Source organism: Tardiphaga sp. (assembly GCF_044340795.1).
In the GTDB taxonomy this organism is placed as follows: Bacteria; Pseudomonadota; Alphaproteobacteria; order Rhizobiales; family Xanthobacteraceae; genus Tardiphaga.
The window spans coordinates 1-24207 of record NZ_JBIISY010000087.1; the positions used below are offsets into that span (position 1 = coordinate 1).

18 protein-coding genes are annotated in these 24207 nt (G+C 62.2%); 13 read left to right on the forward strand and 5 right to left on the reverse strand.

The annotated features are described in order from the left end of the window. The first annotated feature begins 433 nt into the window (after positions 1 to 433). From ACIQ17_RS15695 to ACIQ17_RS15715, 5 genes are all read left to right on the forward strand, one after another. Positions 434 to 1957, forward strand: coding sequence for a UxaA family hydrolase (locus ACIQ17_RS15695; RefSeq protein WP_398469983.1), 1524 nt, complete (start codon positions 434 to 436; stop codon positions 1955 to 1957). Between the two features lie 47 nt (positions 1958 to 2004). Further along, complete coding sequence (locus tag ACIQ17_RS15700; protein ID WP_398469997.1) at positions 2005 to 3387, forward strand: ethanolamine ammonia-lyase subunit EutB; 1383 nt, start codon at positions 2005 to 2007, stop codon at positions 3385 to 3387. A gap of 185 nt (positions 3388 to 3572) precedes the next feature. After that, positions 3573 to 5168: a B12-binding domain-containing radical SAM protein gene (locus tag ACIQ17_RS15705; RefSeq protein WP_398469984.1), complete on the forward strand. Its 1596-nt coding sequence runs from the start codon at positions 3573 to 3575 to the stop codon at positions 5166 to 5168. Between the two features lie 34 nt (positions 5169 to 5202). Then, entirely contained in the window at positions 5203 to 5967 is a 765-nt protein-coding gene (gene eutC, locus ACIQ17_RS15710) for an ethanolamine ammonia-lyase subunit EutC (protein WP_398469998.1), read from the forward strand. 143 nt (positions 5968 to 6110) lie between these two features. Then, positions 6111 to 8480 carry an RND family transporter gene (locus ACIQ17_RS15715; protein WP_398469985.1) on the forward strand — a complete coding sequence of 790 codons (2370 nt, stop codon included), beginning with the start codon at positions 6111 to 6113 and terminating at the stop codon, positions 8478 to 8480. A 74-nt stretch (positions 8481 to 8554) separates the two neighbouring features. On the opposite strand, the gene ACIQ17_RS15720 is transcribed toward ACIQ17_RS15715, so the two are convergent. Then, a complete protein-coding gene (locus ACIQ17_RS15720) occupies positions 8555 to 9055 on the reverse strand; it encodes a hypothetical protein (protein WP_398469986.1) in 501 nt (166 codons plus the stop codon). A 451-nt stretch (positions 9056 to 9506) separates the two neighbouring features. Here ACIQ17_RS15720 and ACIQ17_RS15725 point away from each other — a divergent pair, with 451 nt between their 5' ends. The 6 genes from ACIQ17_RS15725 to ACIQ17_RS15750 all read left to right on the forward strand — a co-directional run bounded on the left by ACIQ17_RS15725 (position 9507) and on the right by ACIQ17_RS15750 (position 15688). Further along, entirely contained in the window at positions 9507 to 9749 is a 243-nt protein-coding gene (locus ACIQ17_RS15725) for a cysteine rich repeat-containing protein (protein ID WP_398469987.1), read from the forward strand. A 218-nt stretch (positions 9750 to 9967) separates the two neighbouring features. Further along, a complete protein-coding gene (gene hpnC, locus ACIQ17_RS15730) occupies positions 9968 to 10846 on the forward strand; it encodes a squalene synthase HpnC (RefSeq protein WP_398469988.1) in 879 nt (292 codons plus the stop codon). Between the two features lie 5 nt (positions 10847 to 10851). Next, the gene (gene hpnD, locus ACIQ17_RS15735; protein WP_398469999.1) at positions 10852 to 11685 is read left to right on the forward strand and encodes a presqualene diphosphate synthase HpnD; all 834 of its coding nucleotides are present in this window, start codon (positions 10852 to 10854) and stop codon (positions 11683 to 11685) included. Next, entirely contained in the window at positions 11685 to 12935 is a 1251-nt protein-coding gene (hpnE, locus tag ACIQ17_RS15740) for a hydroxysqualene dehydroxylase HpnE (RefSeq protein ID WP_398469989.1), read from the forward strand. The genes hpnD and hpnE overlap by 1 nt, the downstream gene beginning before the upstream one ends. A 60-nt stretch (positions 12936 to 12995) precedes the next feature. After that, entirely contained in the window at positions 12996 to 14957 is a 1962-nt protein-coding gene (gene shc, locus ACIQ17_RS15745) for a squalene--hopene cyclase (protein WP_398469990.1), read from the forward strand. Beyond that, complete coding sequence (locus ACIQ17_RS15750; protein WP_398469991.1) at positions 14954 to 15688, forward strand: phosphorylase; 735 nt, start codon at positions 14954 to 14956, stop codon at positions 15686 to 15688. Before shc ends, ACIQ17_RS15750 begins: the two co-directional genes overlap by 4 nt. A gap of 157 nt (positions 15689 to 15845) precedes the next feature. On the opposite strand, the gene hpnH is transcribed toward ACIQ17_RS15750, so the two are convergent. Then, a complete protein-coding gene (hpnH, locus tag ACIQ17_RS15755) occupies positions 15846 to 17027 on the reverse strand; it encodes an adenosyl-hopene transferase HpnH (RefSeq protein WP_398469992.1) in 1182 nt (393 codons plus the stop codon). A gap of 53 nt (positions 17028 to 17080) precedes the next feature. Next, positions 17081 to 18007, reverse strand: coding sequence for a 4-hydroxy-3-methylbut-2-enyl diphosphate reductase (gene ispH / locus ACIQ17_RS15760; protein ID WP_398470000.1), 927 nt, complete (start codon positions 18005 to 18007; stop codon positions 17081 to 17083). A 428-nt stretch (positions 18008 to 18435) separates the two neighbouring features. Between ispH and ACIQ17_RS15765 the strand changes: the two genes are divergently transcribed. Next, positions 18436 to 21024, forward strand: a complete 2589-nt coding sequence (locus ACIQ17_RS15765) for an MMPL family transporter (protein ID WP_398469993.1) — start codon at positions 18436 to 18438, stop codon at positions 21022 to 21024. A 56-nt stretch (positions 21025 to 21080) separates the two neighbouring features. On the opposite strand, the gene ACIQ17_RS15770 is transcribed toward ACIQ17_RS15765, so the two are convergent. Continuing rightward, complete coding sequence (locus tag ACIQ17_RS15770) at positions 21081 to 21791, reverse strand: DUF2147 domain-containing protein (protein ID WP_398469994.1); 711 nt, start codon at positions 21789 to 21791, stop codon at positions 21081 to 21083. 115 nt (positions 21792 to 21906) lie between these two features. Here ACIQ17_RS15770 and hpnO point away from each other — a divergent pair, with 115 nt between their 5' ends. Further along, positions 21907 to 23298, forward strand: coding sequence for an aminobacteriohopanetriol synthase HpnO (gene hpnO, locus ACIQ17_RS15775; protein WP_398469995.1), 1392 nt, complete (start codon positions 21907 to 21909; stop codon positions 23296 to 23298). Positions 23299 to 23301: 3 nt separating this feature from the next. Here hpnO and ACIQ17_RS15780 read toward each other — a convergent pair. Next, a partial coding sequence (locus tag ACIQ17_RS15780) for a GMC family oxidoreductase (protein ID WP_398469996.1) occupies positions 23302 to 24207 on the reverse strand: 906 nt, incomplete at its 5' end.

A 24207-nucleotide genomic window follows, 5' to 3' on the forward strand; every position in this document is an offset into this window, starting at 1 on the left:
CAGCCGATCCCGGGAAACGCGTGACGGACGACCCTCTCGGCGGCGTCCGGGATCATGCTGCTGCGTCCCCCGGCCCTTCGCCTTGGGCCAAATAACGGGGATCTGACCGCTCCCCTGGGCAGGCAGCAGCCCCCGAACACCGCGTGCGGAACGTCGAGCTTGCTCGATCATTCCGAAAGTCCTGATGTATTCCCTTGCGGAGTACCGCATCGGCATCAGGCACCAAGGGTGCATCGGGCACCCGGCGTTCCGCACGCCCTCTTGAAGGGGCGGGACTGCGACGGACGACGGCGCCCCCGCGCCGCAAACAACAGGGGCGATGGCGCATGTCTGATGTGTCCCCACCGAGGAAAGCAGGGCTGACGCAATTCGTGGCTTTCAGCTAGACTCATTCCAAACAAGAGACCCAACACGCTTGCGCGAGGAAATCCCGATGTCTCCGTCTCCCGTCATCCGCCTGCATCCCGACGACGCCGTGCTGATCGCGCGCACCATGCTGCTGCCGGGCGTCGAAGTCGCAAAAGGCGTCACCACATCGGAGCGCATCCCCGCCGGCCACAAGGTCGCGATCCGGCCCATTGCCGTGAACGAGCCGATCTATCGCTACGGCCAGATCATCGGCTTTGCCACGCAGCCGATTGCGCCGGGCCAGCATGTGCATACGCAGAATTGCGGCATGGGCGAATTCGATCGCGACTATGCCTACGGTGTCGATGTGAAGCCGACACCGAATTTCGATCTGCCGGCGAGTTTCATGGGCATCAAGCGCAGCGATGGCCGCGTCGCCACGCGTAATTATATCGGCCTGCTGACCTCGGTGAATTGCAGCGCGCATGTGGCAAGCCTCGTCGCCGATGTGTTCAAGCGCAACCCGTTCTCGGGCCACGATCCGCTCGCCGACTATCCCAATGTCGATGGCGTGGTCGCGCTGACCCACAAGACCGGCTGCGGCATGACCCAGGACGAGCCGCTGACGCTGCTTCGCCGCACACTGGGCGGTTATGCGCGGCACGTGAACTTTTCGCATGTGGTCGTGCTCGGCCTCGGCTGCGAGATCAACCAGATCGGCGGCTTGATGCAGGAGCAGAAGCTCGCCGGCCGTCTGCGCGAAATGCAGATCCAGGACATCGGCGGCACCCGCAAGACGACCGAAGCCGGCATCGCCTTCGTCAAGGAGGCGCTGGCCGACTCCAACAAGGTGACGCGCGAGGAAGTCTCCGCCAGCGAACTCACCGTGGCGCTCCAATGCGGCGGCTCCGATGGCTATTCCGGCATCTCGGCCAATCCCGCGCTTGGCGCCGCCAGCGATCTGCTGGTGCGCCATGGCGGCACGGTGGTGCTCTCGGAAACGCCGGAGACCTATGGCGCCGAACATCTGCTCACGCGCCGCGCGGTGTCACGCGAGGTCGGCGAGAAGCTGGTCGGCCTGATGCGCTGGTGGGAGCAGTATTGCGAGCGGGAAGGCGCCGAGATGAACGCCAATCCCTCGCCCGGCAACAAGGCCGGCGGCCTCACCACCATCCTCGAAAAGTCACTCGGCGCCATGGCCAAGGCCGGCTCCACCAATCTTGTCGATGTCCTCAACTACGCCGAAGCCATCACCAAGAAGGGTTTTGTCTTCATGGACACGCCCGGCTACGATCCCGTCGCTGCGACGGGACAGGTTGCCGGCGGCGCCAATATGGTGTGCTTCACCACAGGCCGCGGCAGCGTGTTCGGCTGCAAGCCGGCGCCGTCCATCAAGCTTGCGACGAATTCCCCGATGTTCAGGCGCATGGAAGACGACATGGACATCAATTGCGGCACCGTGCTCGACGGCGACGAGACTGTGCAGGAATGCGGCCAGCGCATCTTCGAATTGATGCTCGCCACCGCATCGGGCCAGCGTACCAAGAGCGAAGGTTTTGACGTCGGCAGCGCCGAATTCGCGCCATGGGTGCTGGGCGCGACGATGTAGCGTCATCGCCGGTGGACAGGACGATGGGCATGACCAACAATACGTCCATGACCCATCGCCACACCATCGGCAGCACGACCTACACTTTCGCCGATCTCCGCGATCTGCTCGCCAAGGCAACCCCGCCGCGTTCCGGCGATCGTCTTGCCGGCGTTGCGGCGGATACGGCCGAGCAGATGATCGCGGCGCGGATGGCGCTGGCCGATCTGCCGCTGCGGCAATTCCTGACCGAAGCGGTCATCCCCTACGAGACCGACGAGGTCACGCGCCTCATCGTCGATACCCACGACGCTGCGGCCTTTGCGCCCGTCGCGTCGCTGACGGTTGGCGGTTTTCGCGACTGGCTGCTGTCGGATGCCGCAACGCCTGAAGTGGTCACGGCGCTCGCGCGCGGTGTGACGCCGGAAATGGCGGCGGCCGTGTCCAAGCTGATGCGCAATCAGGACCTGATCCTGGTGGCGAAGAAGTGCGAGGTCGTCACCCGCTTTCGCAACACCATCGGTCTGCGCGGCCGCATGAGCGTGCGGCTGCAGCCGAACCATCCGTTCGACGATCTCCGTGGCATCGCCGCCTCGACGCTGGACGGTCTGATGCTGGGAGCGGGCGATGCCTGTATTGGCATCAATCCGGCCAGTGACGATCCCGCCGTGCTTGGCCGATTGGTGCGGATGCTGGATGAAGTCATCGTCAAGCTTGGCATCCCCACGCAAAGCTGCGTGCTGACCCATGTCACCACCTCGATCGACCTGATCGCGCAGGGCGCGCCGGTCGATCTCGTCTTCCAGTCCATCGCCGGCACCGAAGCCGCCAACAGGAGCTTTGGCATCGACCTCGCGCTGCTGAAGGAAGCGCATCAGGCTGGCCTGTCGCTGAAGCGCGGCACGGTCGGCACCGACGTCATGTATTTCGAGACCGGGCAGGGCTCGGCCTTGTCCGCCAACGCCCATCACGGCGTCGATCAGCAGACGCTGGAGGCACGCGCCTATGCGGTGGCGCGGGCGTTCTCGCCGCTGCTGGTCAACAGCGTGGTCGGCTTCATCGGTCCCGAATATCTCTATGACGGCAAGGAGATCATCCGCGCCGGGCTTGAGGATCATTTCTGCGGCAAATTGCTCGGCCTGCCACTCGGCGTCGACGTCTGTTACACCAACCATGCCGAGGCCGATCAGGACGACATGGACAATCTCCTGACGCTGCTGGCCGCGGCTGGCGTCAATTTCATCATGGGTGTGCCCGGCGCCGACGACGTGATGCTGAATTACCAGTCGACGTCGTTCCACGATGCGCTCTATCTGCGCGATGTGTTCGGCCTCAACCGCGCCCCGGAATTCGACGCCTGGCTGATACAGGCTGGGATTGCCGACGGCGATCTGCGCATCCGCGACCAGGGCGGCCGGTTGCCGGACTTTGCGGCGCGACTGATTGCCTGATGCGTGCCTGACCGGCATCACGTCCACGTCACCAGCCGTCACAATGTTGAAGAAATTCTGGCCCAGATTCACCCCACGTGTTTAGATTTGGCCGGCGCATGTGAATGGAGTGGAACGGTTTTATCTCGGCGACGTTATTGAAGGTTCAGCGCAGGGACCGCTGATGCATTCGCAGAGGTTATTTTATGAGAGCTGAGGGCAGGCAGACGACGCGGCGCATCCTGTGCGTATTTCCGCGATACACGTCGTCATTCGGCACGTTCGAGTATTCCTATCCACTGACCGATGGCGTTCAGGCCTTCATGCCGCCGCAGGGGCTGCTGCTGATTGCTGCCTATATGCCGGAAAACTGGGAAGTCCGGTTCGTCGACGAAAATATCCGAACCGCCACGCCGAACGATTTCCTGTGGGCCGAGGCTGTTCTCGTCAGCGGCATGCATATCCAGCGCGCGCAGATGAACGACATCTGCCACCGCGCTCATTCCTATGATCTTCCGGTCGCCATCGGCGGACCGTCGGTGTCATCCTGCCCTGACTACTACCCGGCCTTCGACTATCTGCATGTGGGCGAACTCGGCGACGCCACTGATCAGCTGATCGACATTCTGGCGAAGGACACCAGGCGTCCCGCGCGACAGGTCGTGCTCAAGACGGTCGATCGTCTGGACATGACCGAGTTTCCGATCCCGGCCTATGAGCTGGCGGACATCCCGCGCTATTTCCTGGGCTCCATCCAGTATTCGTCAGGCTGCCCCTATCAGTGCGAATTCTGCGACATTCCCGGTCTCTATGGCCGCAATCCGCGCCTGAAATCACCGCAGCAGATCACCGCTGAACTCGACAAGCTGCTGGAGTGCGGGATCAACGGCTCCGTCTATTTCGTCGACGACAATTTCATCGGCAACCGCAAGGCAGCGCTCGATCTGCTGCCGCATCTGGTCGAATGGCAGAAGAAGACCGGCTATGTGCTGCGTCTCTCCTGCGAGGCGACGCTGAACATCGCCAAGCGGCCGGAGATCCTCGCGCTGATGCGCGACGCCTGGTTCGGCACCATCTTCTGCGGCATCGAGACGCCGGATCCGGTCGCGCTGAAGGCGATGAAGAAGGACCACAACATGGTCCTGCCGATCATGGAATCCATCGAGGTGCTGAACAGTTTCGGCATGGAGGTGGTGTCCGGCATCATCCTCGGCCTCGACACGGATCGCCCGGAGACCGGGCAGGCGCTGCTCGATTTCGTCGATGCGTCCCAGATCCCGCTGCTCACGATCAACCTGCTGCAGGCGCTGCCGCAAACGCCGCTGTGGGATCGGCTGAAGAAGGAGGGCCGCCTCAACGAGGACGAGGGTCGCGATTCCAATGTCGACTTCCTGCTGCCTTACGAGGATGTCGTGCGCAGCTGGCGACGCGCCATGGGCAGTGCCTATGTGCCGGAAAAACTGCTCCAGCGCTTCGAGCACCAGATCACGCATACCTATCCGCACCGCATCAAGCCGCCGGTCGGTGCCATGCTGACGGCGAAGAACATCCGGCTCGGGCTGGTGATGCTGCGAAACATCTTCTGGAAGGTCGGTGTGCTCGGTGACTACAAGCGCGCCTTCTGGAAATTTGCGTTCAGGCGCATCTCGCGTGGCGAGATCGAATATCTGATCTCGTCCATCATGGTGGCGCATCACTTGATCAACTTCGCGCGCGATGCGTCGGGCGGTGTAACCAATGCGTCCTATTACTCCATGAAGCTGCAGGACGCGGCGACCGCGCCAGCGGTGCCGGCCGAGTAGAATGGCTGATGACGTCATGGCCGATCGCGACGACATGACGTCATCTTCGATTCGCGGAATCGCGGATCTGCGCCGGATGACGCCCGCGCGCGTCGGTCTCGGCCGTGCCGGCGCCAGTCTGACCACGCGGGCGCTGCTCGATTTCACCCTCGATCATGCCCGTGCCCGCGATGCCGTGCACGCGCCATTCGAATCCGCAGCCATTGCCGCGGCCTTGAACGAGCAGCGATTGCCCGCGCTGATCGTGTCCAGCCTCGTGGCCGATCGCGCTGACTACCTGAAGCGTCCCGATCTCGGTCGCAAGCTCGCACCCGAATCGCACAGGCTGCTCGACGGGCAGGGCAGCGCTGGCTGCGACATCGCCGTCATCGTTGCCGACGGACTTTCACCTGCTGCGGTCAATGTCCATGCCCTCGGTCTGGTCGCTGCACTGCTGCCAAGGCTCGATGGCCTGTCGCTTGGTCCGATCGCCGTCGCAAGCAGCGCGCGCGTGGCGCTGGGCGACGAGATCGGTGCGCTGCTGAAGGCGCGGATGACCGTGATGCTGATCGGCGAGCGGCCGGGACTGTCGGCACCGCACAGCCTCGGTGCCTATGTCACCGTCGCGCCCGAACCGGGCCGCAGCGACGCCGAGCGCAACTGCGTTTCCAACATCCAGTCGGCTGGGCTGAGTTTCGATGAGGCGGCCATCAAGATCGCGTGGCTGGCGCGCGAGGGCCTGCGACGCGGTATCACCGGTGTAACCTTGAAGGACGAGAGCGGCCTGCAATTGGCGCCCCTTCCGACATCGCCGGACTGACGCAGCCCTGTACCGGAATTTGTGTTCCCGTGCGCAGCCCCGCGCCAGCGTCGCCTTGCGAATAGTCATACAGAACTGCTACACCCGCCCGGCGAATTTACCGCGCAATTGCTCAATCGAGACAAACGCTTACAGGACACGGCATGGACCAGATGAGCTCCCACGACGCCGACATCAAGAAATTGGGGCGTGGGCCGTCCAGCATTGCCTTTGGCCTGGAGCGCATGGGCCTGATTGCGGTCAAGGCGCCTGTGCTGTCCTGCATTATCCTGCTGGCGCTGGTGATCGGCGCCATCTTCGGCATCCAGCGCATCAAGATCGACGATTCGCTGAGCCAGCTGTTTCGCTCCGACAGCAAGGAATATCAGCAATATGAGGAAGTGACGAAGCGCTTCCCGTCCACCGAATTCGACGTGCTGGTGGTGATCGAGGGCAAGACGCTGCTCGCCCGCGACAATCTCGAAAAGATGCGCGACCTCGTTACCGACATGCAGCTCGTCGATGGCGTGCGCGGCCTGATCTCGATCTTCTCGGCGCGGCAGACGCCAGCACCTGGCAAGTTGCCGGCGGCGCTGTTCCCCAATGAACTACCCGAAGGCGCGGCCTATGACCAGTTCATCGAGACGGTCAAACAGAACGAGCTGATCCGCGGCAAGCTATTGTCCGATGACGGTACGCTGGCGCTGGTGGTGCTGTCGCTCGATCCGGCCGTGGTCAGCAACAACAAGCTGACCGATGTGATCGCCAATATCCGCAAGACCATGAACGAGGATCTCGCCGATAGCGGCCTGACCAAGGAACTGTCGGGCGTGCCGGTGATGCAGCTCGAAATCCGCAATGCGGTCGAGCGCGACGGCCTGATGTATAATGTGATCGGCATTCTCGCCGGCTGCATCATCGCCATCATCTTCTTCCGCAAGATCAGTTTCATGATCGTGGCGGCTTTCCCGCCGCTTCTGGCGATCCTGCTATCGCTCGGCGCGCTCGGCTGGGCCGGCTTCAGCCTCAACATGTTCCTCAATGTGATGACGCCGCTGATCATGGTGATCAGTTTCGCCGACTCCATGCAGCTGACCTTCGCCGCGCGCGATCGTCTGATTGCCGGCGAGGACAAGTATTCGGCCTTCACCAATGCGGTTCGCGTCGTCGGCCCGGCCTGCGTGCTGACGCATGGCACGGCCGGCATTTCGTTCCTGGCGCTGCAGTTCTCTGATTCCGACCTGATCCGCGCCTTCGGCGAGGCGGGCCTGACGGCCACCATCATCGCGCTGGTCGCGGTTCTGTCGCTGGTGCCGGTGTTCGGCGTGCTGCTGGTGCGCAACGAAAAGCTGTTCGCGCAGAAATTCCAGGCCGCGGATGCTGGCGTGCAGGCGCTGCGGTCGTTCTGTTACTGGATCGCCGTGCGGATGGTTGGCCGTCCCGGCCTGTTCAGCCTGATTTCGCTGATCGTCGTTGTCGGCCTCGGCATCGTCTATGCGAGCCTCGAGCCGCGCTATCGTCTGGCCGATCAGGTGCCGGACAAGGAGCAGGCGGTCGCGGCCAGCGGGCGTCTCGACGCCAAGCTTACCGGCGCCAATCCCATCGACATCCTGATCGAATTCCCCAAGGGCGCCGATCTGTATTCGAAGGACACGCTGGACACCATCGCTCAGGTTCACGCCATGGTGGAGAAGCAGGCCGGCGTCGGTAACGTCTGGTCGCTGGAGACGCTGCGCCGCTGGCTGGCCGAGAAGGCCGGCTCGACCGACGTAGCGACGCTGAAGGAATATGTCAGCGTCATTCCCGAACATCTCGTGCGCCGCTTCATCTCGGCGGACCAGACTGCGGTGGTGGTGTCCGGTCGCGTGCCGGACAGCGATTCGAGCAAGATCCTGCCGGTGGTCGATAATCTCGACGCAGCGCTCAATACGGTTCGTTCGGCGCATCCTGGCTACGAAATCGCGGTCACCGGTCTTTCAGCCATCGCCGCGCGCAACAGTGCCGGCATGATCGAGAAGCTCAATCACGGCCTGACCATCGAATTCGGCCTCGTGGCGGTGTTCATCGGTCTCGCATTCCGGTCGTGGGTGGTGATGCTGGCCTGCATCCTGCCGGGCATCTTCCCGGTGGTGCTCGCAGGCTTCGTATTGTGGCTGCTCGGGGAGGGGCTGCAATTCGCCAGTGTGGTGGCGCTCACCGTCTCTTTCGGACTTGGCCTGTCAGCGACCATCCACTTCCTCAACCGTCTGCGGCTGGAAGACACGCCGGGCACCGATCCGGCTGTTGCCGTCGAACGCGCGACCGTGCTGGTCGGTCCGGCGCTGATCCTGACCACGGTGGTGCTCGCCTGCGGTCTTGTGGTGACGGTGTTCTCGGATCTGCCGTCGCTGCGCCTGTTCGGCTGGCTCAGCGCCTTCTCGATGGTGGCGGCACTGGTCGCCGATCTCTTCATCCTGCGTCCGACCTCGATGTGGCTGATCCAGCTGCAGCAGAAGCTGACCGGCAAATCGACGCTGGCGAAAGAAAACGAGTAAACGCCCGCACACAACGATGGATACGAAGAAGCCCCGGACGATGTCCGGGGCTTTTTTATCAGAAGAGGCGATCTTCAGCCCTTGGTCATGCTGATCGACACGCCGCGGATCTCGCCCTTGGAGCTGATCGAGACGTTCTGCTTGTTGCCCTTGGTGGTCAGTGTGATATTGGCCGCGAAGCCGGCTGCCTCGACGAAGACATCGATCTGGCCGCCGCCGGCCTTGCCGTTCAGGTTGCCATAGACATTGCGGCTGGCTTCGCTCCAGCTGCCGGAGACGTTGTTACCCTGGCTGGTGACATTGGCCGCGAGGTCGAATTTGTAGCTGTCGCTGGCGCAGCGCAGGCTCTGTTCGAGCGCTGTGCCGCTGCCGCCGACCTTGTAGCTGGCGCGGCAGCGAATGCGCTCCGACGAGCCATCGGACATGGTGACGGTGCCCGTGCCGCTCCAGTTGCCATCGAAGCCGGCAAAAGGCGCGGACTGGGCATGGCTCGCCGAGACGGAGAGCATCAGAAGTGTGCCAGCGCCGGCGGCCTTGAGGGCATGTCCGAGCAGCTTGGCAGAACGAATCGTCATGTTTGGTATCCCCGAAAAGGTTGGCACCGCGCCGGCAAAATGGTGCCGCGACGCTTCGGACGTAAGTGTCGCGGTCGTTGGAACAGGTTCATTCGGCAATGAAGGCAGTCACGACAACACGAGGGGTTGAATCTGTCCCGTGTTCACGCATGAAGGTAGCCGAACAGGTTCCGATTGAACATCGGGTTCCGTTTGCCCGATGCAACTGGTCCGGGGCTGATCACCGCGCCATATGACGCATTCGTGTTCAGCAGGTTTGGCGTGTTCAGTCGCTGCAACCTTTGGCCGCATTCTGCGGGTTAACGGGTTGTCGGCCTGTGTCCCGCCTGCATCCCTTGCGATGAATGTGAGGAAAGTGCCGCTGTTTGGGATCGCTCGGCGGGTGCGGTTGTTACTGTTTGTGCTATGGACCCTGCGGGCTGACTCTCGCTTGCTCAATTGAAGGAAGACAATGCGTAAATTTCTCCTGGCTTTGACCGTGCTCACCGCATCTGCCTCGACCGGCGCATTGGCCCAGCAAATCCAAGGCCGTAGCGGCACCGACGCCGAGCAGAAGGCTTGCTCGCGCGATGTGCAGAAGCTCTGCCGCAACGTGATGGATCAGGGCGATCTCGTGATCCTGTCCTGTCTCAAGGAAAACCGTCCCAAGATCAGCAAGGCCTGCAACGCCGTTTTGGTCAGCCACGGCCAGTAAGCGTCCATCCGCGAATTCGGGCCTGTGGCTTATGCCGCAGGCCTCCCCGACAGGTGTTCCGGCCCGGCTCCGGCTGCGGTCGAGGGCGGCATATTGGCATTGGTTTTGCTGGCCGATTTGGCCTATATGGGGCGCAGCGGCGTCCCGCCGGCCGGTATTCCCGGACCGTGACAGCCCCCAGTTTTCACCCCAGTCTTGATTGAACGAAGCCCAGATTGATGACCCCTGCGAGCGAGCTGCGATCCGGCAAGACCGATCGCGACGAGAATTTTCCGGTCGCGTCCTGGATCATCCACAAGCGCCACCGGGCGCTGATTCTGGCGTTCTATAATTTCGTTCGCACCGCGGATGACATCGCAGACCATGCGCTGCTCGATGCCTCGACCAAGCTGACGATGCTCGACGAGCTGGAGACCGGGTTGCTCGGCCAGCACGACGAGCAGCCGGAGGCGAACACGCTACGCGCAGCCTTTGCCGAACGCGGCATGGCGCCGCGCCATGCGCTCGATCTGCTCACTGCATTCCGTATGGACGTGACCAAGCTGCGCTACGCCGATTGGGACGAGCTGATCCATTATTGCTCGTTCTCGGCGATGCCGGTCGGCCGCTTCATGCTGGAGGTGCATGGCGAGGACAAGACGACCTGGCCCGCGTCCGACGCGATCTGCGCAGCGCTCCAGATCAACAATCATTTGCAGGATTGCGCGAAGGACTATCGTGATCTCGATCGCGTCTATCTTCCGCAGGACATCATGCAGCGCCACGGCGTCAGCGTCGACGCGCTGGACAAGCCGAAATCGTCGCCGGAATTGCTCGCTTGCCTACGCGATTTCGTTGCGCGCAACGAGGCTCTGCTGCGCGAAGGCGACAGCCTGACGCTGCACATGGCCGACACCCGCTTTGCCTGCAACATCGCCGTGATCGAGAAATTCGCCTGGGAGATTTCCAAGCTGCTGCGGGTGCACGATCCGCTCAGCGAGAAGGTGCATCTCTCCAAGGGCAGCATGGCCGGTTACGCACTTGCAGCCATGGCCGGTTGCCTGTGGCGCCGCGCGACTACATCTGCGCCGCTTTCACGTCCGGCGGCAGGCAAATGAACCAGATGAACACCCAGACCGAAACCAGCGAAGCTCAGGGCGCCGCATCCGGCTCGTCGTTCTATGCGGCCATGCGCATCATGCCGCGCGAGCAGCGCGATGCCATGTTCCAGATCTACAGCTTCTGCCGTCAGGTCGATGACATTGCCGACTCGCATGAAGCGCGTGACCTGCGCCTCAGCCAGATGCAGCAGTGGCGCGAGGACATCGAGGCGCTCTATGCCGGCAACCCGCCGCCGCGCGTGCGCGACTATGTCGAGCCCATCAAGCGCTTCGGCATGCGCAAGGAAGACTATCTCGCCGTCATCGACGGCATGGAGATGGATATCCCTGCCGACATTCGCGCGCCGGATGAAGCGACCTTCGATCTCTATTGCGATCGCGTGGCGAGCGCTGTCGGCCGTCTGTCGGTGAAGGTGTTCGGTATGCCCGATGAAGACGGCGTGCTGCTTGCCCATCATCTCGGCCGCGCGCTGCAGATCACCAACATCCTGCGCGACATCGATGAAGACGCCACGCTCGGCCGTCTCTATCTGCCGCGCGAGCTGCTCTATCATGCCGGCATCACCTCCAGCGATCCGCAGGTGGTCATCAAGGAGACGGCGCTGCCGAAAGTCGCCGCGCCGCTGGTGCGCCGCGCGCAGGAGCACTTCAAAGAGTCCGACAAGATCATGGCCCGCAACAAGCGCCGCAGCGTGCGCGCGCCGCGGATCATGTCAAAGTACTACCACGCCATCCTGGAATTGCTGGTGAAACGCGGCTTCGCTCTGCCGCGCGATCCCGTTCGTCTCGGCAAGGCCTCCAAGATAGCGATCCTGCTGCGATACGCGATCATCTGATGTCCAAAACCGCTCATATCATTGGCGCCGGCGTGTCCGGCCTCGCCGCTGCCGTGCGTCTCAGCAATGCCGGCTATCAGGTCCATGTGCATGAAGCGACCCAGCAGGCCGGTGGCCGCTGCCGCTCCTATTTCGATGCACAGACCGGGCTGACCATCGACAATGGCAATCACCTTGTCCTGTCGGGCAACAGCCACGTCATCAATTACGCGAAGTCGATCGGCACCGAAGCGGGCCTCGTCGGCCCGGCGCGTGCGCAATTCGCATTCGCTGACGTCAAGACGGGCAAGCACTGGCAGCTCGATCTTGGCGATGGTCGGATCCCGACCTGGCTGTTCGATGCCTCGCGCCGCGTGCCCGATACGTCGGTCGGCGATTACTTCGCGCTGACGCCGTTGATCTGGGCCGGCAACGACAAGCTCGTCGGCGACACCATCAAATGCGAAGGCGTTCTTTATGATCGCCTCGTGCAGCCGCTGCTGCTGGCCGCGCTGAATGTCGATCCGCCGGAAGGCTCGGCCGGTCTGGCCGGCGCCATCGTGCGCGAAACCTTGCTGGCAGGCGGGCAGGCATGCCGTCCGCTGATCGCACGTTCCGGTCTCAGCGACGTGCTCGTCGAGCCCGCCATCGAACTGCTGCGCAAGAAGGGCGCCGGCGTTCACTTCGGCCATGAACTGCGCGGCTACACCATGGCCGGCGAGCGTGTCAGCGAATTGAAATTCGGCGAGGGCGATGTGATCGCGCTTGGCGCTGACGACGTCGTCGTCATGGCCGTGCCCGCATGGTCGGCCAAGAACCTGTTGCCCGGCGTGAAGACGCCGACGGAAATGCGCGCCATCGTCAATGCGCATTTCAATTACGTTCCGCCGGCAGGCCACGCGCCCATCATTGGCGTGGTCGGCGGCATCGTGGAGTGGTTGTTCGCCTTCCACAATCGCCTGTCGATCACCATCAGCAATGCCGATCGCTTCGTAAACACGCCGCGCGAAGAATTTGCGCAGCAGATCTGGGATGAGATCTGCAAGGTGTCCAACATCCAGGCGCCGCTGCCGAAATGGCAGATCGTGCGCGAGCGCCGCGCAACCTTTGCCGCGACGCCGGCGCAGAATGCACTGCGCGCGGGCACGCGCACCGATTTCAAGAACCTTTTCCTGGCTGGCGACTGGACCGATACCGGTCTGCCCGCCACCATCGAAGGCTCGATCCGCTCCGGCGATCGCGCTGCCGACATGGCGCTCGGGAAGGCCTGAACCAGAACGCGGTTCGGGCATCCCAAGTGTCGCGACACGTACGGAGATCAAGCAAACATCATGTCATCGACCACGTCTGAGATCACCATCGACAAGGCGAAGCTGGAGGGCAGCATCGCATCGGCCAAGAAGAGCTTGCTGGAATTCCAGCAGGGCGATGGCCACTGGGTGTTCGAACTCGAAGCCGATGCCACGATCCCGGCTGAATACGTGCTGATGCGGCACTTCCTGGCCGAGCCCGTCGATGCCGAACTCGAAGGCAAGATCGCCAACTATCTGCGCCGTATCCAGGGCGAGCACGGTGGCTGGCCGCTGGTGCATGACGGCCCGTTCGACATGAGCGCGACGGTGAAAGCCTATTTCGCGCTGAAGATGATCGGCGACGATATCGACGCGCCGCATATGAAGCGCGCGCGCGAGGCGGCGCTGGAGCGCGGCGGCGCGATCAATGCCAATGTCTTCACGCGTTTTCTGCTCTCGATGTTCGGTGTGACCACCTGGCGCAGCGTTCCGGTGCTGCCGGTGGAGATCATGCATCTGCCGGCATGGTTTCCGTTCCACCTCAACAAGATGTCCTATTGGGCGCGCACCACGGTTGCGACACTGGTCGTGCTGGCTGCAAAGAAGGCGCGCGCCAAGAATCCGAAGGGCATCAGCGTTGACGAGTTGTTCCTGCAGGACCCGAAAACGATCGGCACGCTTGCGCGCGCGCCGCATCAGAATCGCGCCTGGTTCGCGTTCTTCACGGGCATCGACAAGCTGTTGCGCGTGGCCGAACCATACTTCCCGAAGAAGTTCCGCCAGAGCGCCATCGACAAGGCGGTCGCCTTCTTCGAGGAGCGCCTGAATGGCGAGGACGGCGTCGGCGCGATCTTCCCACCGATGGCCAATGCCGTGATGATCTACGACATCCTCGGCTATCCCGAGGATCATCCGCCGCGCGCGATCCAGCGACGCGGCATCGACAAGCTGCTCGTCATCAAGGAGCACGAAGCCTATTGCCAGCCCTGCGTCTCGCCGGTGTGGGACACCGCGCTGACCGCGCATGCAATGCTGGAGGCGGGCGGCGAAGAGACGTTCGCGCAGGCCAAGCGTGGCCTCGACTGGCTGGTGCCGCGGCAGGAGCTCGAAGTGAAGGGCGATTGGGCCGACAAGCGGCCTGACCTGCGTCCGGGCGGCTGGGCGTTCCAGTACAATAACGCGCATTATCCAGATCTGGACGATACGGCCGTCGTGATGATGGCGATGGATCGTGCGCGCCGGCAGACCGGCAGCAAGGATTACGACCAGGCGATTGATCGCGGCAAGGAGTGGATCCTTGGCATGCAGAGCAGCGACGGCGGCTTCGCGGCCTTCGACGTCGACAATCACCATCACTATCTCAACAACATCCCGTTCTCGGATCACGGCGCGCTGCTCGATCCGCCGACCGAAGACGTGACGGCCCGCTGCGTTTCGATGCTGGCGCAGCTCGGCGACACCGTTGAGACCTCGAAGCCGCTGGCGGATGGCGTCGCCTATCTCCGCCGTACGCAGCTCGCCGAGGGCTCATGGTATGGCCGCTGGGGCCTGAACTACATTTATGGAACCTGGTCGGTGCTCTGTGCCCTCAATATGGCCGGCGTGTCGCATCAGGATCCTGCCATGCGCAAGGCCGTGGCCTGGCTCTATTCGATCCAGAACGAGGACGGCGGCTGGGGCGAGGACGCCGTCAGTTATCGTCTCGACTACCAGGGATTCGAGGCTGCGCCGTCCACCTCATCGCAATCGGCATGGGCCTTGCTTGCACTCATGGCAGCAGGCGAGGCCGATAACCCGGCGGTGGAACGCGGAATGCGATACCTAATGGCCACACAGAACGAAAAAGGACTGTGGGACGAGGCGCGCTACACCGCCACCGGCTTCCCTCGTGTCTTTTATCTACGATATCATGGCTACTCGAAATTCTTCCCGCTCTGGGCGTTGGCGCGGTTCCGGAATTTGCAGAGCACCAATAGCAGGACGGTCGGAGTCGGGATGTGATTTTGGCGACTGGGGGCATTTCAGCTGCGGCGACGTCTATCGATCCGCGGCCGGTATTGATCGTGACAGGACTGGTCCAGGAAGCGAAGATCGCGGCCGGGCCGGGGATGACTGTCATCTGCTCGTCCAGCGACCCCGTTCAGCTCCGCAGCCTGCTCGCCGAGATCGATTCGACCAGCATCCGCGGTGTCATCTCCTTCGGCGTCGCCGGTGGTCTCGATCCCGCGCTCAAGACAGGCACTGTCGTGCTGGCGACGGAAGTGGTCGCATCCGGGCAGGTCTGGTCGGCCTCGGAACAGCTCAGCGCTGAACTCCTCGCAGGCTCTGGCGTCGGCAATCAGACGGTCGTTCGCGGTGGTCTCGTCGGCGTGGAGAAGGTCATCACGGGGCAGGCAGGCAAAGCCGCGCTGCGTTCGGAATTCGGCGCGTCTGCCGTCGATATGGAAAGCCACATCGCTGCGGAATTCGCGGCGATGGCTGGCCTTCCTTTTGCTGCCCTGCGTGTGGTCAGCGATCCCGCCACCCGCGCGCTGCCTGAGATCGCCACCACGGCGATCAAGCCGAATGGCGATGTCGATCTGGGCAAGGTCCTGCGCGGCATTGCGCGCAATCCGCTGGTGATTCGCGCGCTGGTCTCGACCGGTCGCGACTTTAACCGCGCACTCCGCAGCCTGCGCGATTGCCGCAGCTTTCTGCTGAGCCGGATCGGCATGGCGTCGGCCGAAGCGTAAATTTTCGTAGCCCGGATGAAGCGTAGCGCAATCCGGGGACTGGCGTTTCATCTGCCTCTATAGTTCCCGGATTGCGCTTCGCTCCATCCGGGCTACAGACAACAAAAAAGGGGCGCGATCTGCATCGCGCCCTTTTTGATGTCTGCTCGTCGCAAGCTTAGGCGGCAGTCGATGCCGATGCTTCGGCCTTGGCTGCCTTTGCGGCGGCCTTGGCTGCGGCGGCTTCGGCTTCTTCCTTGCGGATGTCCGACAGGCGCTTCTGCACTTCCGACGAGAACACATACTGCGCCGGGCGCTGCTTGCTGAGGTCGATCTCCGGCGCCATCGGGCCTTCGGTCTTCACGCCGCGGATCGCCACCCACATGGCCTTCAGCGGGTTGGCGAGGGCAGCGTCGGCGGCGGTCGGCTCGTAGCCGCAATGGGCCATACAGTCGGCGCACTTCTCGTACTTGCCGGTGCCGTAAGTGTCCCAATCGGTGGTGTCCATCAGCTCCTTGAAGGTCTTGGTATAGCCTTCACCGAGCAGATAGCAGGGCTTCTGCCAGCCGAAGATGTTGCGGGCAGGCATGCCCCACGGCTTGCACTCATATTCCTGGTTGCCGGCGAGGAAGTCGAGGAACAGGCCCGAATGCATGAAGTTCCACTTCTTGCCCTTGCCGAGTGCGAAGACGTCGCGGAACAGCTTCTTGGTCTTCTTGCGGTTCAGGAAGTGCTCCTGATCCGGCGCGCGCTCATAGGCATAACCGGGCGACATGGAGACGCCGACGCCGAGCTCGGTCGTGAAGTCGAGATACTTCGCAATCTCTTCGGCCGAGTGGCCGTCAAAGATGGTCGCGTTGACATTGACCGAGAAGCCGCGGGCCTTGGCGGCCTTGATCGCGGACACGGCCTTGTCGAACACGCCTTCCTGCGACACGGCCTTGTCGTGGTGGTCCTTGAGGCCATCCAGATGGACCGAGAAGAACAGGTAGGGCGAGGGCTCGAACAGGTCGAGCTTCTTCTCCAGCAGCAGCGCGTTGGTGCAGAGCGAGACGAACTTCTTGCGCTCGACCAGGCCGCGGACGATCTCGCCGATCTCCTTGTGGATCAGCGGTTCGCCACCCGGGATCGCAACCATCGGCGCGCCGCACTCTTCGGCAGCGTCCCAGCACTCCTGCGCGCTCATGCGGCGGTTCAGGATCGCGTTGGGATAGTCGATCTTGCCGCAGCCGACGCAGGCCAGGTTGCAACGGAACAGGGGCTCGAGCATCAGCACGAGCGGATAGCGCTTCCGACCCAGCAGCTTCTGCTTCATCAGATAGCCGCCGATTTTGATTTCTTTGAAGAACGGAATTGCCATTACAATTTTCTCTCTGGGCAGCTTCGCACTCGAAGGCGAGGCTCGAAGGTGGATCAAACCGCGGTCAGTTCAGCGGGCAGTCGAAATTCAATCGTCTCTTCCAGGCCCGGCAATACCGAGACCGACACCGGTCCGATCCGCCGCAGGGTTTCAATCACGTCGTCTACAAGCACTTCTGGCGCCGAAGCACCAGCAGTTATGCCGACAGTCCGCGCGCCCCTCAACCATTCGGGGTTCAACTCGCTGCCATCGGCGATGAGGTAGCTCGCGACACCAATCTCCGTCCCGATCTCTCGGAGGCGATTGGAATTGGAACTGTTGGCCGCCCCCACGACCAGGATCACATCCACGAGCCGGCTGAGGTCTCTTACCGCAGATTGGCGGTTTTGTGTCGCATAGCAGATATCGCGGGTGTCGGGGCCCTGAATATCGCTAAATCTTGCGTGAAGTGCCGAAATGATATCGCGTGTGTCATCCACGCTCAGGGTCGTCTGGGTAATATATGCCACCGGCTCGTCCATCGGAACCGTGAGCGCGGCGACATCGGCAATGCTCTGGACGATATGGATCGGACCCGGAACCTGTCCCAGGGTACCGTCCACTTCCGGATGTCCGGCATGGCCAATCAGGATGACGGTCCGGCCCTTCGCCACGTAGCGCTTGCCCTGGTTGTGGACCTTGGTGACGAGCGGGCAGGTGGCGTCCAGTACCGGCAATCCGCGCGCCTCGGCCTCTTCCTCGACGCTGCGGGCCACGCCGTGGGCACTGAAGACGGTCATCGCGCCGTCGGGGACTTCGGAAAGTTCCTCAACGAAAACAGCGCCTTTTGCCTTCAGGGTCTCGACCACGTGCTTGTTGTGAACGATTTCGTGGCGGACATAGACCGGCGCGCCGTAGCGTTCGAGCGCCCGTTCCACGATCTCGATAGCCCGAACGACGCCTGCACAAAATCCGCGAGGCTGAGCCAAGTAGATTTCCAAGGGACGGGGGCGGTCAAGCACGAGAGACAAAATCCATTTCAGGGTCCGACAAACGATAAATGTGTACCACAATCAGGGACATATCCAGCCCGGCTAGGTATTTGAGCCGCCCGGTGTGACAAAAATCACTCAGTGTGCAATCCCGCCACGGGAACGCGGTTTCCCGCGGCGGGTTAAGGTCTAAACCTTTACGATATCTCGGATTTAGGCCAAAGAGTGCTGCGAAATCTCACCAGTTCGTAACTTTACCCGATGCGCCGGCGTGGCTAACAGGACGGACCATGTCTCCTGCCAGTTCCTCCGTGCGTTTTGTGCCATCAGGTCACGTTGCCGATAACGCAGCCGTTCGGCTACGAAGCCACCGTTTGCGGAACTCACCGAAGCGCGCCGCATTCATTGCGAGCCTCGTCCAGATAGAAAGATAAAGCGTGCTGACAAGACTAGTCGTCTCGATCGTGAACTTCTGCACCCGGTTCGCACTGCCGACCGTCATCGTGGGTGTGCTGCTGTCGATCGGATCGGCCTATTACACCGCGCAGAATTTCTCGATCAACACCGACATCAACAAGCTGATCTCGCCGAATCTGGACTGGCGTCAGCGCGACATAGCGTTCGACAAGGCGTTCGATCAGGAGCGCCTGATCATCGCCGTGGTCGAGGCACCGACGCCGGAATTCGCGAATGCGGCGGCGAATGCGCTCGAGAAGAAGCTCGTCACCAACAAGACGGATTTCGATTCCGTCCGTCGTCTCGACGGCGGCGACTTTTTCGAGAAGAACGGCCTGCTCTTCCTGCCGACCAAGGAAGTGCAGGGGATGACCGCCCAGTTCCAGCAGGCGGCGCCGCTGCTTGAGATCATGGCGGGCGATCCCAGCCTGCGCGGCCTCACTGGCGCGCTCGAGACGGGCTTGACCGGTATTCGTCGCGGCCAGCTTCAGCTCGATAGTGCGGCGGGGACATTCAACACCGTTGCTGGCACCATCGAGGACGTGCTGAAGAACGGCAAAGGGAGTTTCTCCTGGCGCGGTCTCGTCAGCGACAAGCCGCTCACCGATTCCGACAAGCGGGCCTTTATCGAGGTGAAGCCCGTGCTGGACTTCACAGCGCTGGAGCCAGGCAAGAATGCTACCGATGCGATCCGTCAGGCCGCTGTCGATCTTAACATCGCCGGCGAATATGGTGCGCGCGTCCGCCTGACCGGCCCGGTGCCGATCGCCAATGAAGAATTCTCCACCGTGCAGGACGGTGCAGTCTTGCATGGGGTCGCAACGGTGGTGGCTGTGCTGCTCATTCTCTGGATGGCGCTGCATTCCGCGAAGATCATCGGCGCCGTGTTCATCAACCTGTTTGTTGGTCTCGCGCTCACGACGGCGCTTGGACTGATGATGGTCGGTTCGTTGAACCTGCTGTCAATTGCTTTCGCTGTCCTGTTTATTGGCCTCGGCGTCGACTTCGGCATCCAGTTCAGCGTTCGGTACCGTTCAGAGCGATACAAGCATGACGATCTCCGCGAGGCTTTGAACAGGGCCGCGAGATATTGCGCCGTGCCGATCTCCCTTGCGGCCTTCGGGACCGCGGCCGGCTTCCTGTCGTTCCTGCCGACCGATTACAAAGGCGTTTCGGAACTCGGCAAGATCGCTGGCCTCGGCATGGTGATCGCGTTCCTGTCCAGCATCACGATCCTGCCGGCGCTGCTCGACCTGTTCAATCCGTCGGGCGAAAAGGAGCCGGTTGGCTACGCGTTCCTCGCGCCGGTTGACCGTTTCCTGGAGGAAAAGCGTTTCTGGATCATCGGCGTGACGATGGCTCTGACCATTGCCGGCCTGCCGCTGCTCTATCACCTGCGCTTCGATTTCAATCCGATCAATCTGCGCAATCCCAACGTAGAGTCGATCGCGACCTTCCTTGATCTGCGCCGCGATCCGAATACGGGTGCTAACGCCGTCAACATCATGGCGCCCAATGAAGCGGGCGCAAAGCTGATCGAAGAGCGCCTGTCGAAGGTGCCCGAAGTCGCGCGCACCATCTCGCTCAACAGCTTCGTGCCGGAAGACCAGCAGGCGAAGCTCGCCGCGATCCAGGCCGGCGCGAAGATGCTGGAACCGGCGCTTAATCCGGAGTCAGTCGATCAGGCGCCGACCGATGCCGAGAACGTCACTGCGTTGAAGGACTCGGCGGCGAGCCTGCGCAAGCTGGCGGGCAATCAGACGGGACCTGGCGCTGTCGCGGTCAAGCGACTCGCCGATGCACTGGCAAAGACGGCGGAGGCCAGCGAGACCGTACGCAATCAGGTACAGGCCACCTTCGTGGTGCCGCTGAAGATCGCGCTCGCCCAGCTCCGCAATCTGATGCAGGCCGCTCCGGTGACATTGGAAAATCTGCCGCCCGAACTCGTCAATTCATGGAAGACGAAAGACGGCCAGATTCGCGTCGAGGCTCAGCCGAATGGCGATCCGAACGACAATGACACGCTGCGCAAGTTCGCGGATGCCGTGCTGAAATCGGAGCCGCTCGCGGTGGGTGGTCCGGTCTCGATCCTGAAATCGGGCGATACCATCGTCACAGCTTTCATCCATGCCGGTTTCTGGGCACTGATTTCGATCTCGCTGTTGCTGTGGCTGGCTCTGCGTCGCTTCACCGACGTGCTGATGACGCTCGTGCCGCTGCTCGTCGCGGGCGCAGTGACACTGGAGATCTGTGTCTTGATCGGCTTGCCGCTGAACTTCGCCAATATCATCGCGTTGCCGCTGCTGCTTGGCGTCGGCGTGGCGTTCAAGATCTACTATGTCGTTGCCTGGCGCGCCGGCCACAAGAACCTGCTGCAGTCGTCGCTCACCCGCGCGATCTTCTTCAGCGCGCTGGCAACGGCAACGGCGTTTGGCAGCCTGTGGCTGTCGAACCATCCGGGCACGGCGAGCATGGGCAAGCTGCTGGCGATGTCCTTCGTGGTGACGCTGGCGGCGGTGCTGCTGTTCCAGCCAGCCCTGATGGGCAAGCCGCGTGAGCACAGCAAGTAAAACGAAAAAAGGCGACCCGGTTGGGTCGCCTTTTTGATTCCGAGATAGCGCTGTGATCAGTGCGTCGCCTTGTTGATCTCCGGCAGCAGGCAGATGTCGCCGATGTCGGCGCCGGCCTGCGACGCAGTCGCGCCAGCGGCCGGAGCTGCTTTCTGACCGGCGGGCGCCTTGGCGCCGGTGGTCGGAGCAGGCGTGGTCTTTGCCATCGTATTGCTGCCTGGAGCGGGAGCAGGGGCCATCTTGCCACCGGCTGCACCTTTGGCGCCGCTCGCCACAGCGTTCTTTGCTGTGGCATTCGACGGGCTGGACGGGATCGACGGGCCGACGCGGGTCCAGGTCTGGCCACCACACAGGAAGCCGAGTACACAACCTTCGATCTCAAGTTCGTTGGTGGTGTCGCCGAGCTTGATGCTCGACTTGTAGAGCTTGCCGTCCTTGGCGTTGTAGACCTGCCCGGACCACTTGTCCTTTGCGGCATTGGGCTTCATGTCCAGAACCATGGCGTGACCAAGAGTCGGGCGCGACTTCTTGCTCGCGTCGGGGTTGTTCTTGTCGGTCATGCCCGGGGTCTGCTCCCAGGAGATCGCGCCCCACATGCTGCCGCCGCATTCAGCGATCCGGACATGTGCGACCCCGTCCTCGACCTTCCAGTCGCCGGTCGGATCAGCTGCAAATGCGGGAGCCAGACCTGCCGAAAACAAGCCTGCCGAAAAAATGATTCCGCAATATGTAAGAGGGCGCTTAGGAACGGGTGGGCGCTGCAACATGTTCAAACCTATGCTTAAGTAGCGTTTCTCGGCGTTCGATAGTGCGTGAGAAGTCAAATCGCCGCATTTACGGTTTTCAGTTGACGAAGCGGCCATCAACCGACGTATGTAACTCATGGTATATCCGAATCTAGATGTTTCCGAGATGTTTGTCGAAAGGGAGGCGCAGCGTAGCTCGATGCATACGCGCCACCTTAACGAACAAATGGTCCGAGTCCTGAAGACCATCGGATATGACGTTGGCTTCCAGAAAGGCACCGGCCAGTATCTGTTCGATCGGGAAGGTGCCCGTTACCTCGATCTACTGAGCGGATTTGGCGTTTTTGCGATTGGCCGCAATCATCCAGTGATGCGGGATGCGCTGAAGTCGGTGCTGGATGCGGATCTGCCCAATCTGGTGCAGATGGACGTCTCTACACTCGCAGGTATTCTCTCCGAGAAGCTGCTCGAACACGTGCCCTATATGGACAAGGTGTTTTACGCCAATTCGGGTGCAGAGACCGTCGAGGCGGCCATCAAATTCGCGCGCAACGCCACCGGCCGCAACGAGATCGTCTATTGTGACCATGCCTATCACGGCCTGACTTATGGCGCATTGTCGCTGACCGACGACACCAATTTCCGCTCCGGTTTCGGCCCGCTGCTGCAGGGCTGCTCTGTGGTGCCGTTCAATGATCTCGAAGCGCTGGAGAAGGCGCTGTCGTCCAAGCAGGTCGCCGGCTTCATCGTCGAGCCGATCCAGGGCAAGGGCGTCAACCTGCCGTCCGATGAATTCCTCTCCGGTGCGCTGGCGCTCTGCCGCAAATACGGCACGCTGTTTATCGCCGACGAAATCCAGACCGGCCTCGGCCGCACCGGCAAATTCCTCGCGATCGAGCACTGGAATATCGAGCCGGACATGATCCTGCTCGCCAAGGCGCTGTCAGGCGGCCATGTGCCGGTCGGTGCGCTGCTCACGCGCAAATCGATCTTCGACAAGATCTTCAATCGCATGGATCGTTCGCTGGTCCATGGCTCGACCTTCGGCAAGAACGATCTCGCCATGGCGGCCGGCATCGCCACGCTGGAAATCATGAAGCAGGAGAAGCTGGTCGAGAACGCCGCCAAGCGCGGTGCCGAGATCCGTCTCGCTTTGCAGAACATGGTTCCGGAATTCGAGCTGCTGAAGGAAGTGCGCGGTAAGGGACTCATGCTCGGCGTCGAATTCGGCCCGCCGAAATCGCTGCGCCTGAAGGCCTCGTGGAACATCCTGGAGTCGGCCAGCAAGGGCCTGTTCTGCCAGTTGATCACGGTGCCGCTGTTCAAGGATCAGAAGATCCTGACGCAGGTCTCCGGCCACGGCAGCCACACGATCAAGCTGCTGCCGCCGCTGACGGTGACCGAAGAAGACACCAAGTGGATCACGGATTCATTCCGCACCGTCATTGCCGACAGCCACAAGGTGCCTGGCGCAATCTGGTCGCTCGGCAAGACGCTGGTCGACAACGCCGTGCGCAAGTCGGCTTAAGGCTTACCGGCCATCCTCGACAATCATCGACGCGCCCTTTTCCGCAATCATCGCGGTGGGCGTGTTGGTATTGCCCGAGGTGATCGTCGGCATCACCGATGCATCGACGATGCGCAGCCCGTCGATACCGTAGAAGCGCAGGCGTTCGTCGACGACAGCGCCTGCATCCGAAGCGGCGCCCATCTTGGCCGTGCCGACCGGATGGAAGATCGTCGTGCCGATATCGCCAGCAGCCTTGGCTAGCGATTCCGCATCGTCACCGACAGACGGGCCGGGCAGATACTCTTCCGGCCGGTAAGCACCGAGCGCCTTCTGCTTCATCAGTTTTCGCGTCACGCGGATCGCATCCGCAGCGACCTGACGGTCTTCATCGGTTGACAGATAATGTGGCGCGATGGCCGGCGCTTCATCCGGCTTGCCCGAGCGCAGCTTGATGGTGCCGCGCGAGGTCGGCCGCAGATTGCAGGCGCTGACGGTGATCGCCGGGAAGCGGTGCAGGGGATCGCCGAACTTGTCGAGCGACAGCGGCTGCACATGAAACTGGATATTGGCCCGCTCGCGATGCGGATCGGATCGCGTGAAGATGCCGAGCTGTGACGGCGCCATGGTGAGTGGACCACGGCGGCGCAGCGCGTAATCGATGCCCATCCAGCCGCGGCGAAACAGGTTGTAATAAGTCTCGTTCAGCGTGCGTACGCCGGAGACCTTATAGATCGCCCGTTGCTGCAGATGGTCCTGCAGATTGCGGCCGACGCCTTGCTTGTCGAGCACGACATCGACGCCAGCGTCGGCGAGCCATTCCGCGGGGCCGATGCCCGAGCGCTGCAGCAGATGCGGGGAGCCGACCGCGCCGGCGCAGAGCACGACTTCACCTTTGGCGCGCGCTTCGATCTGCTGGCCGTTCTGCGT